Here is a 13,952-nt window from a genome sequence, read left to right as displayed (position 1 = left end):
ACATTTGAAAGCAAAAAACACAAATTGCAAAGATCACAAGCATCATTCCAAAATACAACCAGGAAATGCTTTTATAGAATCCCACCTGTATACTTCTCATACTATTCCGTAATTTCATCACATACTCCCCTGTCAACTAATATAAAGCCACACTCATATTATATACATTGTACAAAAACGTCGATGAAACAAGTATCATCGGCACAATCGTAAATATCTGCGGCTTGATTTTGTTATCAAAAACGTCTGGTGATATTGCAACCAAAAACGGTATCATCGCCGGGAGAATATATCGTCCCTGACAGCCAAAAATCTGCTCGGAACCTACCGGAGTAAACACGATATACATAACCGTTGCACAAGCTGCTACAGCCAGCAAACTGGCAGCAACACAGGATATACGGACCAAAATTCTCTGATTTTTTGCCTTTTTCTTATCCAAAAATGCAACGATTACCAGTATCACAAATACAGGCACATAAAAATCACCATTTCCAAAATAGAAATACCGCTGCATGTAACTCTGCATATTACCAAAAGAAAGGTAATCCTTTAAAAAGTGAAAAAATACCCTAGCATACGCAATCGGATCTGAAAGAATATAGGCAAGCTGTGCATTTGCATTGATTCCTTCCCCACCACGGGAATCCCCGGATCCAACTCCCTGTATCAATGCCGGCACTGCAAAGGTTGCAAGCAACGCTACCCCCGCAATTGCGAGGGGCATATAATACATAAGGCGCTGCTTTTTGTCTTTGAATTTTGCCTTTGGCATGAACAAAAACGGAAGTCCAAGTACACAATACACTGCCTTCGGCATGCATCCAAGTATTAAAAATACGATCATACACACCACATTTTTTGCTTCCAGCTTCTTGTCCGGATTTTGAATCTCATAGAAGAAAAACGAATATGCCAACACTATAAATCCAATGACCCACGGATCATAAGAATAATTAGATGCCATAAAAATACTCGTTGGTACTAACCCAAATACAGCCAGCAATGTTTTCCCATATGGTATCTTCTTAATTGCAAAATAAAACAGCATTACATAGAAGAGTAAATTGAACAATTTACCTAACATAAACACATGCACAAACGACAACGACAACCCCTGTCCAATGATCGTTCCAATCGCCGATGGCACATACGAAAGAGACCATATTCCATGCAATCGAACGCTCGGATGAATTACATTTTTTTGTTCATACATTGCATTTAATTCAGCATAATAATCAGCTCTTGATTCTCGATCATACGCCAATTTATAATACACAGATTGCGCAAACTCATCCAACATTTTCTGTTCCACATCCAAACAGCTTCCATCAAACAAATTGGCTTCTGCAAGAACACGGGCATAGTGTGTTTCATCATCGGCTGTAATCCCCAATGTTGCAGGAGAAATACGAATCAGCATGCCACCTAAAATCAGTGCTACAACAACAAAAAACTGCTCCGGTTTTTGCCCTGCACGTTTTCGGAATCCGTATACAGCGATTCCAAGCAAAATAATTGCGAAGACAAATACTCTCCGACTGTCATTTACCGCCTCGTGGAGCATTCGGCTTATGATACAAATCTCCAGTAACCAAGCCATACCCCATCCGGCAACTCCTAACCCAATATATAAAAGAAATTTCTTCCAGTTTCTTTGTATCTTCTCGATACATTTCATAAACCACCGCAACACAACATCCGTCGCTCTTGCAAGCCAAGGAATCAATGCAAATGCAAATGGTACAACTCCGATTACAAATATATTCAGCGCAATCACAATCAATTTATGAATGGTCATCTGTGGAGACACAAACACCAAAGAACGATCAAATATAACCATCCCGGTCACACAGAAAATCAATAACACAAAGTAACGGCATCGTTTCGAAAAACTTTGTTCCATACTTCCTCCTTAATCTCTCCGAAAGATATCTCTCGTATATACTTTGTCCTGCACATCGTCCAACTCCGCATTGTAACGGTTTGCAAGAATTGCATCACTCTGTTTCTTAAACACGCTCAGGTCATTTACCACCTTTGAACCAAAAAATGTCGTTCCTTCCGGTAAAGTCGGCTCATAAATGATAACCTTTGCCCCTTTTGCCTTCACACGCTTCATCACACCCTGAATGGAACTCTGGCGGAAGTTATCAGAATTCGACTTCATCGTCAGCCGATAAACGCCAATTGTAACCTCTTTTTCGCTTGCTGCATTCCACTCGTTATTTGCACCATAGCTGTAATAACCCGCCTTCTCAAGCACACGACTCGCAATAAAATCTTTCCGCGTCCGGTTGCTCTCCACGATTGCCGTCATCATATTCTGTGGTACGCTGTCATAATTTGCAAGCAGCTGCTTTGTATCCTTCGGCAGGCAATAACCGCCATAGCCGAAGCTCGGATTGTTGTACTGCATTCCGATTCTCGGATCTAAACACACGCCGTTGATGATTGCCTGCGTATTAAGTCCCTTCATCTCCGCATAGGTATCCAATTCATTAAAATACGACACTCTTAACGCAAGATACGTGTTCGCAAAAAGCTTGACCGCCTCTGCCTCGGTAAATCCCATAAACAGCGTGTCAATATCTTCCTTTTCCGCCCCCTCCTGCAAAAGTCGTGCAAATGTATGCGCCGCAGCGTCCACCTCTGCATCGTCCTTATCCGTACCGATAATGATACGGCTTGGATACAGATTGTCATACAACGCCTTGGATTCCCGCAGAAACTCCGGCGAAAAAAGGATTCTGCTTGTCTGATATTTCTTTCGTACAGACTCGGTGTAACCAACCGGAATCGTTGATTTGATAACCATAAAAGCTTCCGGATTCACCTTCATCACAAGCTCAATTACCGCTTCCACCGCCGTTGTATCGAAGAAATTCTTCTGGCTGTCATAGTTCGTGGGCGCAGCAATGATGACAAAATCCGCATCACGATATGCCGCTTCCCCATCTAAGGTTGCCGACAGATTCAGATTCTTCTCTGCAAGGTATTTTTCAATATAATCATCCTGAATCGGCGAAATTTTATGGTTAATCTGCTCCACCTTCTCCGGGATGATATCAACTGCTGTCACGATATGATTCTGGGACAGCAGGGTTGCAAGTGACAATCCGACATATCCGGTTCCCGCAACCGCAATTTTTATATCTTCAAATGCTCTCATACTTCGTTCCTCCCATACGCTCGATCAAAACGAAACATCTTTCCCTTTAAAACTGTATTTTTTCTTATTTACTCACTTCGTAATGCCTCAACCGGATCCTTCTTGGATGCCACACGGGCCGGAATCAACCCTCCGATCATGGTCAGTACGACACTGATTGCTACTAAAATCACACCACCCACAACCGGAAGCTTCGCCACACCGGTCAGTCCCGCAAGATGGTGAATGACCGCGTTGATCGGGATATTCAAAATCATAGTAACACCGATGCCGATCAGACCTGCTACAAAACCAATGATAATTGTTTCCGCATTAAATACACGTGAGATATCCTTCTTTGACGCACCGATACTTCGCAGTACACCGATTTCCTTCGTCCGTTCTAACACAGAAATATATGTGATAATGCCAATCATAATCGAACTAACAATAAGAGAAATCGCCACAAACGCCATCAATACATATGAAATTGCATTGATGATTGTACTGACGGAAGACATCATCGTTCCTACCATATCCGTGTAGGAAATTTCCTTCTCATCTTCGCCGTTTGTTCTCACCATATCGTTATATTGTTCAATCGCGTCAATGATTTTTTCCTTCGACTCAAAATCGATTGGATAGATGCGGATAACCTTCGGATCATCCTCATAGGCAATGCCAAGTGTGATAAGGTTATCATCATAGGTTGCATTTTCTGCGGATTTCAAATCCGAAAGCGACATACTGTTTGACACACTCTGCGTCTGTTCGGTCATCGCCTGCATAAACTGTTTTAACTGGTCTGCCGGAAGGCTCGCCATATATTCATACAACTGATCCTCTGTCATATCTGCGATTCCCATCTCACTCATCGCATCCTGTGCCTGCTGTTCGGCTTCCTTCTGTGCCTTTTCGCTCAAATCCGCACCAAATTCATATCCGGTAAATACGTTTTTATCCGGATTTGCAAGCTGCGCCTTTCCAACCTCGCTGTCTTTTGACAGATCCATCAGTTTTTCCACCAATGCATGGGTGTAACCAATTGTCGTCGTGATTGAATGAACCGTTGCATCCTCGTTCGGGCGGACAATGCCGACAACCTTGATATCCAGACCTTTCCGGATCTTATCTTTCAGATAATCCGCATCATCACTCTTATTGACATAACATTTCTCTGAATCATCGTATGCGTAAAAATCCGAAGACGGAATTACCTTATAGGTGAGACTCAGCAGGTCATCGTAGGTGTACGAAGTATTCGGATATGTTTTTGTCTCACCCTTCAATGCCGCGCGCATCATCTCCTGCATCTCGCTGACATCCCGGATTCCAAGCGAATACAGCTCATAATCACTGATTTCATTATCCTTCGTTACAACCATCACGACTTCGTCGTAATTCTCCGGCCAACGCCCGGCCACGACATCATACTGGTTCTCAAGCAGCTCCTGATTACTGATCATTTCTGACCAGACATTCGTTGTACTCTGCGTTCCCGTCATGCCAAGATTGTCCATCTCTGACATCGAACCGAAACCGACGCTGTCAAAGACAGTGCTTGGATTGACCTGATAGACCTCCTTATCCACATCACTTTTATACGCATTGATCGTAATGCCATAGGTGTACATGATATCGCTGGTATAGTCTTTCATCTTCTGACCGTCACCTTCTTCGATATAATCCTTGAAGGATACCATATCGTTGACCTTGACCTCCCCAAGCATATTCTTCATGTAATTTCCGACAAAGTTGTTCGAATACACCTTGTCCATATCATGCTCTTCTTCACTCTTCATCTCGGTGCCAAGCATAATTCCCATCATCGCAGACATATCAATCGACTCATCTGTGATCTCCAACGGGTAGGTGGAAAGTGTATCCTCCTCTACCCCCTTAATATAATTCCGGAATCCATCGGACAATGATAAAATCAGCGCAATTCCAATAATCCCTATACTTCCCGCAAATGCGGTTAGCAGAGTTCTTCCCTTCTTCGTAAGCAGGTTGTTAAAAGACAGATTAAGTGCCGTAAAATACGACATCCGCTTATGCTTCAAGTCCTTCCTGCTTAATTCCTTATATGTTTCCTTCGCCGCTTCCTCATCGGAATACGGCATGCTGTCATCCTTGATTTCACCATCTAACAGCTTGACAATTCGCGTACTGTACTGCTCCGCAAGCTCTGGGTTATGTGTAACCATGATAACAAGCCGGTCTTTCGCAATCTCCTTTAAGAGATCCATGATCTGTACACTTGTCTCTGTATCAAGCGCACCGGTTGGCTCATCCGCAAGCAGGATCTCCGGATCGTTGATGAGCGCTCGCGCAATTGCCACACGCTGCATCTGTCCACCGGACATCTGATTCGGCTTTTTATGAATCTGATTGCCAAGTCCAACCTTCTCTAACACATCCTTCGCCCGGCGTCTGCGTTCACTTTTTGAGACACCTGATAAAGTCAGTGCCAGCTCAACATTCTGCAACACGGTCTGGTGCATAATCAGATTGTAACTCTGGAATACAAATCCAACACTGTGATTTCTGTAAGTATCCCAGTCCTTATCCTTATATTTCTTCGTGGATTTTCCTTTGATAATCAGGTCGCCATCGGTGTACTGATCAAGCCCTCCCACGATATTTAAAAGTGTCGTCTTTCCACATCCGGAATGACCCAGAATGGAGACAAACTCATTTGCCCGGAAATTAATACTGACGCCCTTTAATGCCTGTACCTTTGAATCTCCCTCTCCATAGTCCTTTACTATGTTTTTCAGTTGCAGCATGTCGTCTTCCCTTCATTTTCTTTCATTATAAGTAAAAGCGATTTCTTCACCCTTCGGGTTCCCGAAACCGCTTTCAAACTCTTACATCATATATTCAATCATCTTATTGACTGCTTCGCCAAATTCCTCTGACTTCTGCTGTGCATCGTCAAAATCCTTACCAATAACACCGTAATAGAACTTGATCTTTGGCTCTGTACCGGACGGGCGGACGCAAAGCCATGCGCCACCTTCAAGCTCGTAATATACAACGTTTGACTTTGGAAGTCCGGTTGGAATAACCGCCTTATTCCTCATATTTGTCGCTGTATCATTGTCATAATTACGTGCCCAGAGTACTTCTAAGCCCGCAATCTCCTTCGGTGTGTGGGACTTTAACTGCTCCATGATACTCTTAATCTTCTCGAGACCTTCGATACCCTTTAAGGTCAGTGTATGGATTGCATCCACATGATAACCATACTTCTCGTAGATATCAATCATAGCATCCCACAACGTCTTGCCCTGTGATCGGTAATATGCTGCTGCCTCACAAAGCGCCATCGTTGCTACGATCGCATCCTTATCTCTGGCATGTGTACCGATCAGGCATCCGTAGCTCTCCTCAAATCCAAAGAGATACGTGCCTGTATGTTTTGTCTCGAACTCTAACATCTTCTGACCGATAAACTTAAATCCGGTCAGAACTTCAACCAGCTTTACACCATAGCTCTTTGCCATCTCATTTACAAGGTTTGTTGTAACGATAGACTTAATCAGTGCACCATCCTTCGGCAGACCTCTTGTCGCCTTGATCTGGCTGAGCTCATATTCTGCAAGCAGGCTTCCTGACATATTTCCGGTCAGGCAGTGATACTCACCATCCTTATCCTTCACATATACACCGAGACGGTCTGCATCCGGATCCGTTGCGAGAACGAGATCTGCATCATGATGCTTCGCAAGTGCAAGCGCAAGTTCGAACGCCTCTGCTGCTTCCGGGTTCGGATAGCTTACAGTTGGGAAATCGCCATCCGGCAGTTCCTGCTCTGGAACTACATATACATTCTCAAATCCAAGCTCGCGAAGGATTCTTCTTGCCGGAATATTTCCTGTGCCATGTAATGGTGTATATACAATCTTCAATTCTTTTCCGTATTTGTCGATGCACTCCTGATGCAGAACTAGCTTCTTCAGTTCTGCCATATATGCATCATCGATTTCTTTGCCGATTACCTCATACAAGCCCTCATGGATTGCTTCCTGCTTCGGCATTGTAACAGCATCCTGAACGGAAATTGCTTTTACTTCGCGCATAATACCCGCATCATGTGGAGGTGTGATCTGTGCACCATCTTCCCAGTACACCTTATATCCGTTATACTCCGGTGGGTTGTGGCTGGCTGTTACATTGATTCCTGCCACACAGCCCAGATAACGAACTGCAAAAGATAGTTCCGGTGTTGGACGAAGTGACTCGAATACATATGCTTTAATACCGTTTGCAGCCAGGCACAATGCTGCCACATCTGCAAACTCCGGTGAACAATGTCTGGAATCATAGGCAATCGCAACACCCTTCGCCTGCTTCTTACGCATCTTGATGTAATTTGCAAGCCCCTGTGTCGCCTTTGCAACAATATAATTATTCATGCGGTTTGTACCGGCACCTATAATACCGCGCAATCCGGCTGTTCCGAATTCAAGATCCGTATAAAAACGCTCTTTGATTTCTTTCTCGTCATCCTTGATTGCAGCCAGCTCCTGTCTTGTTGCTTCATCAAAAAACGGGTTTGTCAGCCATTCTTCATAAACCTTCTTGTAATCCATGTCCATGATGTTCCTCCTAATATTTAGTCCAGCACGGATATCAAATCCGCGTAGCTATATTCATCATCTTTGCCGTTATCTTCGGCTTGTATTGTGTAACTTTTTATCAAATAACCGGCTTTATATAAGGTAATCGTGTGCGTTCCCGCTGCCTTTTTTATCGACACCGGTGCGATCCCGACATAATCTCCATCGAAATATACACCGACTCCTTCCGGTTTTTTAATCGTAATTTTATTCCCCTGCTCCACCGACTCCGTCGTCTGTCCATCTTGTGTGGTCGTCTGCACACTTTGCGTTGTTTGATCTGTCTGTGTCGTCTGTTCTTCCTGTGTAGTAGTTTCCTCAGATGTTTCCGTTGTTTCCTCCGTGGTCTCCTGCTGCAAAGTTACCCGCAGGGTCTTCATTGTCTCCGTGATCTTAAAACTTCCACGGAAACTATCATATCCATCTGCCGTGATACTAAGCTGGTGTTCACCATATAACCCGGTATAGGTTCGGTTCGCAATTTCCTCCCCATCTACCTTAATCACCTCTCCTGCATTATCCGGAGAAACTGAAAATGTCACCGTTCCGGACGGAATTGCAACATCCGAGAGATCTACATTCATCTCCCGGTCTTTCGTAATACGAATACTCTTCTCTCCTGAATATCCGTTTTTGCTGATACGAAGTGTATACTCACCCTCGCCCACGGCCACAAGCATATCTGCCGTCACCGGCACAATCACATCTTTCCCAATCTCCACGAATCCACCAATATATGTTCCCTGATTCAGCAGACGGACATAACCATGCCCTTTTGTGATCACAACCGATACCAGTGTTCCGTTCCATACAGACAAAGTAACCTCATCCTCGGTATTGACATCTGCCAGAGAAACTGCTTGATCTCCGTCAAATACCTGCGTATAATCAGCCACCTTTATGCTATTTCCGTTATATGCAGCGATATTCTTATCCTGGCGATATGCGAATTTTTTCACGCCCGTATAAGTTTTCACTTTTGCATTCTTCGCAATACTGATTAGTTTTTCTGTGTCGGAATAATAAACGATATCAACCACACTTCCACAGGCAATATTCGCAATGCCGATGTCTGTGCCCTGCGTATCGCTCACACGCACACCGCCATGATACTGCAATGCTATATCGGCACCATCCGGCACTGATACAAAATGCATCTGATTATTCTCCATGTCCATGCTCGTTATGATTGCCGTCATGGAAGCCTCTGCATGATCAGTCGTGACTTCCTCTGTGTTCTCATAGACTTTGACATCATTCTTCTTTTCCTGCCCACAGCCCGCTAACACAAATGCCAGTAACAACACAACGAATCCATATCGTATTTTCCGCTTATCCATAAAACCACCTTAACTTCTGTATTATACAAGATTATTTTGCAAATGTGAAGATTATATATTCATTTTTTCGAGATATTATATGAAGATAGTTTCTCTAACAGATTCTGCTTCTTTTCTTCCTCCACTATTATCCGGTTCAGTTTTTCGACCATTTTCGGAGAAATTCTTGCCTTAGAACCATTCATATACTGATTTGATAACTTATAGAATTTTTCCGGATATCGATACAGTCCCTGAATGTATTCGATATCGTCCTGTTGCAGTAAAATCCCCTCTTGATACCGCTCCAGAATCGCCTGCAGCAATGCATAGGTGTATCCATTTTTCTCTACAGTCTTTCGTATAAAATAATACAGGTCCTGAAGCTGGTTGCCCACATGATACTTTTCAAAATTGATTGTTGCTGCCTGTCGGTCCGTGCCACCGCCACATATAAGTACGCTGTGATGATTATAAGACCCATGGCAATACCCCAGATGCCGACATTCTTTTGGCTCTGTATTTAACATCCGCTCACACTGCAGTCCTTGCTCATAGAAATACGGAAATGCCCGTATAAACAGAGCTTCGAACTCCCGCTTTGGACTCTGCTTCGAAATATAATTATATACACGTTTCAGCTCCCGGTTTCGCCGTTTGACATCATTTTTTTCCCGAATCTGCATATCCCGGTCAACTGCCTGCCACACCTCTCGTCCCGCTCGATGCAGCAAAATGAGATTGTCAACTGCATGTAATACTTCGTTTTTGTTCATAACATTCATTTCCCGTCCATCAAAATACATGCGCATCACAAACGGATTTCCATACCTGTCATAGGTGATCAGCTCATCTTCGTTGTTTTTCACCAGACGGTCAATATTTTTAAACCCTGCCGCATACATATTCTCTTTGAATTCATATTCCGCCTGAAGCCTCTTCTCGCTCACTTCTGCTGCTCGCACCTGCCGAACCCCCTTGTCCGTATACAGCACCATCGCTCCCCGCCCCCGTCCTATGTGATCCAATCTCACATCGTACATCTCGAACACTTCCGACATTTTTTCAGCCACAAAAAATCCCCTCCCAACATCAGTCTTGTTAATTGTATGCCGGGAGAGGCTGTTTCATTCCGATTGTTTGTCTGCATCTATAGATACGATTCCTTTACAATCGCCAATAATTGTTCACTTGTATTTAATTCCGGCTCTTCAAGTACCCGATCCAGCAGTGCTTTCAAAATCCGTCCCATATCCGGTCCGGGTTTTACACCGATTGCAATCAGATCTTTTCCACCGATTGCAAGCTCCGACAGTTTCAGACATTGTTTCTGTTCTATGATCTCCGCATACATTGCTTCCATATGCACAATCACCTGCCTGCGCTGTTCGAGATGATATCCACTCTGCCCTGCCATATCACCTTTGCGTATCTCCAGAAAATCTTCGAAATGCTCTGCACCAAGTTGTGCTACAAACCGGCGAAAGCTCTTCATACCCGGTCCGTCCCCGGAAAGTCCATAATCATGATTTTTTACCAGCCTGCAGACCTGATCGATCGTATCATTATCCAATTTCAGGCGACGCAGAATCGTACGCGCGATCTTTGCAGAAATTTCCTGATGTCCATAAAAATGATCCACCCCCGTGTCATCTGTCGTCTTGCATTCCGGTTTTCCAACATCATGCAGCAGCGCTGCATAGCGAAGTACCGTTGTAGCAGAAACCGCCTGCACGACCTTCAGTGTATGATGTCCGACATCATACAGATGATAGGGGTTGTTCTGTGGTGTCTGCATCATCCGGTCAAACTCCGGCAAAAATATACCGGTCAGGCCCAACTCATACGCTTCTTCCAACCGCTCCGGATGTTTCGACACAATCATCTTTGTAAGTTCCGTACAGATACGCTCCGCACTGATATCTCGCAAAAATTTTGCCTGCTTCCGCATAGCAGTCCGCGTTGCTTCCTCAATTACAAAATCAAGCTGTGCCGCAAACCGGACAGCACGCAGAATACGAAGTGCATCCTCATCGAACCGCTCGGAAGCGCATCCTACGCACCGAACAATTCCGCGTTTCAGGTCTTCCTGTCCACCGAAGATATCAATCACGCCCTGCTCCGGGTTGTATGCCATCGCATTGATTGTAAAATCCCGCCGTTTCAGATCCTCTTCGAGACTTGCCGTGAAACAAACCGATTCCGGGCGCCGATGATCGGTATAGACACCATCAACACGATACGTTGTCACTTCAAACGCATAATCGATATGACTAACCGGTCTTCCGCTTCCATCCTCCAGAACTTCCCGGTCAACCAAAACCGTCACCGTTCCATGCTGGATTCCTGTATCGATTGTACGACGAAAAATCGACTTAACCTCCTCCGGTTTCGCCGAAGTTGTAATATCCCAGTCATTCGGTTCCTTGCCGAGCAGACTGTCGCGCACGCATCCACCAACAATATATGCCTCGTACCCATGTTTATTCAATTGTCGTAAAATATATGCCGCACCTGTCGGAATATCTATTTTCATGTATTTCACCCGGATAAACAACTACCCTGCTGATACCAGCAGGGTAAATGTCGTAATTCCTATTTTTAATATGCCTTTCCAAAATAAACCATATGCTTTGCAGGCTTGCCACAATGTACACATACATCGCCAAGCTTCTCCTGTGCAAACGGAATACATCTCGTTGTAGCTCCTGTTTCATCCTTAATGGCTGTCTCACAGGCTTCTTCTCCACACCACATAGCTTTGATGAATCCCTGCTTTTTCTCCAGAATATCTGTGAACTCATCCCAGTTTTTAGCAACATGTGTATTCGCATCACGATGTGCCTTTGCCTTTGCATACATATCATCATGCATCTGTGCAAGCAATGCCTCACAAGTCTCTGCCAGTGTGTCAAATGGTACGATGATCTTCTCTCTCGTATCGCGGCGGACAACAACTGCCTGTCCTGCCTCAATATCCTTTGGTCCTACTTCAACACGAAGCGGAATACCCTTTACTTCCTGCTCCGCGAACTTGAATCCGGGACTCTTATCGGAATCGTCAACCTTCACACGGAAATTTGATGCAAGCACACTGCGAAGTTCTTCTGCCTTCTCCAGCACGCCTTCCTTCTTCTGCATGATTGGAACAATCATAATCTGTGTTGGAGCTACCTTTGGCGGAAGCACCAGCCCGCTGTCATCACCATGTACCATGATGATAGCACCAATCATTCTCGTTGTCATACCCCAGGATGTCTGATGTACATACTGAAGCTTATTGTCTTTATCTGTATACTGGACGCCAAACGCTCTTGCAAATCCGTCACCGAAGTTATGGCTCGTTCCGGACTGCAGTGCCTTGCCGTCATGCATCAGAGACTCAATTGTATAAGTTGCCTCTGCACCTGCAAACTTCTCCTTATCTGTCTTACGTCCCTTGATAACCGGAATTGCAAGTACTTCCTCACAGAAATCAGCGTAGACATTCAGCATCTGGATAGTTCTTGCCTCTGCCTCCTCAGCAGTTGCATGTGCGGTATGGCCTTCCTGCCACAGGAACTCTCTCGAACGAAGAAATGGTCTTGTCTCCTTCTCCCAACGGACAACGGAACACCACTGATTATATACCTTAGGAAGATCACGATAACTCTCAATCTCTTTAGAATAGAAATCACAGAACAATGTCTCGGATGTCGGTCTGACACAGAGACGCTCCTGCAGTTCATTCAATCCGCCATGTGTTACCCATGCAACCTCCGGCGCGAATCCTTCGACGTGATCCTTCTCCTTCTCCAGCAGACTCTCCGGAATAAACATTGGAAGATATACGTTCTCTACACCGGTTGCCTTGAATCGCTCATCGAGATTCTTCTGAATCAACTCCCAGATCGCATAACCTGCCGGCTTAAAAACCATACATCCCTTTACGCTTGTGTAATCACACAGTTCTGCTTTACGAACAACGTCTGTATACCACTGTGCAAAATCCTCATCCATCGCTGTAATATGCTCTACTAACTTCTTGTCCTTTGCCATTTTTCTTGTCCTTTCTATTTCCACTTTATTCGAATTCATCTAAATCAAGTACCGTAAACGCCTCGCCCTCCGGTTCCTTCTTGATTACTATCTCTTCTCCTGTAATCGGATGCGTAAATTCCATCCTTGAGGAGAATAAACCAATCTGCTTATACTTACGCTTTGTCTTTGCGAATTTCGGATTATACTTTGTGTCACCCCAGATGCCACAGCCACGGCTTGCAAATTGTGCCCGAATCTGATGGTGTCTGCCCGTCACAAGTTCAATCAACACATAGCTGAGCGTTCCATCATCCGTATCCATCGCATCCAAAACTTCATAATATAATTCCGCGCGTTTCGCACCCTTCTCGCCTTTTTTTACAACCTTCGTTGTATTCGTCTTTCCATCCCGCAGAAGATAATCTACCATCTCCCCCTCTGCATCGGGGAGTTCACCGGTTATCACCGCCTGATAGTATTTCACGATTTCACCATCCTGCTGCATATCCGACAGTTTTGCTGCAATCTCCGGGGTTTTTGCAAATATCATCACACCCCCTACGGGACGGTCCAGCCGGTGTATCGCAGCAACGTATGGTTCTTCTGCCTGTTCCGATGTATCTTGGTCATACAGGTAATGTTTGATTTTTGTAATCATATCTTCATCATTGCCCTTGTCTCCCTGTGACAATACACCATATGGTTTCACACAGGCAATCAGATATGCATCCTCATATAAAATCTCTGGTTTCATAATCCCTGTCCGTTTCTTCTATTCTTCACTATATTAGCACATAACTAATAGGAATTATACAAGAGTTGTTCTTTTTTTGCAAC

9 protein-coding genes are annotated in these 13,952 nt (G+C 44.4%); all 9 read right to left on the bottom strand.

The window, feature by feature from the left end; genetic code table 11:
* Positions 1–136: 136 nt before the first annotated feature.
* On the bottom strand, positions 137–1,906 hold the full coding sequence (locus KP625_RS09940) for a DUF2142 domain-containing protein (protein WP_238297624.1): 1,770 nt from the start codon (positions 1,904–1,906) through the stop codon (positions 137–139).
* Positions 1,907–1,915: 9 nt separating this feature from the next.
* Positions 1,916–3,172 carry a nucleotide sugar dehydrogenase gene (locus tag KP625_RS09935; protein WP_305000011.1) on the bottom strand — a complete coding sequence of 419 codons (1,257 nt, stop codon included), beginning with the start codon at positions 3,170–3,172 and terminating at the stop codon, positions 1,916–1,918.
* Positions 3,173–3,240: 68 nt separating this feature from the next.
* Positions 3,241–5,940, bottom strand: coding sequence for an ABC transporter ATP-binding protein/permease (locus KP625_RS09930; RefSeq protein WP_238297622.1), 2,700 nt, complete (start codon positions 5,938–5,940; stop codon positions 3,241–3,243).
* Positions 5,941–6,021: 81 nt separating this feature from the next.
* Complete coding sequence (locus KP625_RS09925) at positions 6,022–7,749, bottom strand: phospho-sugar mutase (RefSeq protein ID WP_177970275.1); 1,728 nt, start codon at positions 7,747–7,749, stop codon at positions 6,022–6,024.
* Positions 7,750–7,772: 23 nt separating this feature from the next.
* Positions 7,773–9,116 carry a PEGA domain-containing protein gene (locus tag KP625_RS09920; protein WP_238297621.1) on the bottom strand — a complete coding sequence of 448 codons (1,344 nt, stop codon included), beginning with the start codon at positions 9,114–9,116 and terminating at the stop codon, positions 7,773–7,775.
* Between the two features lie 59 nt (positions 9,117–9,175).
* Positions 9,176–10,168, bottom strand: a complete 993-nt coding sequence (locus KP625_RS09915) for a hypothetical protein (RefSeq protein WP_238297620.1) — start codon at positions 10,166–10,168, stop codon at positions 9,176–9,178.
* A gap of 77 nt (positions 10,169–10,245) precedes the next feature.
* Entirely contained in the window at positions 10,246–11,631 is a 1,386-nt protein-coding gene (locus tag KP625_RS09910; protein WP_238297619.1) for a CCA tRNA nucleotidyltransferase, read from the bottom strand.
* 65 nt (positions 11,632–11,696) lie between these two features.
* Complete coding sequence (gene proS, locus KP625_RS09905; protein ID WP_238297618.1) at positions 11,697–13,133, bottom strand: proline--tRNA ligase; 1,437 nt, start codon at positions 13,131–13,133, stop codon at positions 11,697–11,699.
* Positions 13,134–13,158: 25 nt separating this feature from the next.
* A complete protein-coding gene (locus tag KP625_RS09900) occupies positions 13,159–13,869 on the bottom strand; it encodes an RluA family pseudouridine synthase (RefSeq protein ID WP_238297617.1) in 711 nt (236 codons plus the stop codon).
* Positions 13,870–13,952: the final 83 nt, after the last annotated feature.

Source organism: Eubacterium sp. MSJ-33 (assembly GCF_022174665.1).
Lineage (GTDB): Bacteria > Bacillota > Clostridia > Lachnospirales > Lachnospiraceae > Coprococcus_C.
This window is presented reverse-complemented; position numbering and strand designations above follow the sequence as displayed.

Bases quoted from the DNA above. Each gene is read 5' to 3' on its own strand.
- KP625_RS09940 (WP_238297624.1), bottom strand. From the start codon at position 1,906: ATGGAACAAAGTTTTTCGAAACGATGCCGTTACTTTGTGTTATTGATT.
- KP625_RS09935 (WP_305000011.1), bottom strand. From the start codon at position 3,172: ATGAGAGCATTTGAAGATATAAAAATTGCGGTTGCGGGAACCGGATAT.
- KP625_RS09930 (WP_238297622.1), bottom strand. From the start codon at position 5,940: ATGCTGCAACTGAAAAACATAGTAAAGGACTATGGAGAGGGAGATTCA.
- KP625_RS09925 (WP_177970275.1), bottom strand. From the start codon at position 7,749: ATGGATTACAAGAAGGTTTATGAAGAATGGCTGACAAACCCGTTTTTT.
- KP625_RS09920 (WP_238297621.1), bottom strand. From the start codon at position 9,116: ATGGATAAGCGGAAAATACGATATGGATTCGTTGTGTTGTTACTGGCA.
- KP625_RS09910 (WP_238297619.1), bottom strand. From the start codon at position 11,631: ATGAAAATAGATATTCCGACAGGTGCGGCATATATTTTACGACAATTG.
- proS (WP_238297618.1), bottom strand. From the start codon at position 13,133: ATGGCAAAGGACAAGAAGTTAGTAGAGCATATTACAGCGATGGATGAG.
- KP625_RS09900 (WP_238297617.1), bottom strand. From the start codon at position 13,869: ATGAAACCAGAGATTTTATATGAGGATGCATATCTGATTGCCTGTGTG.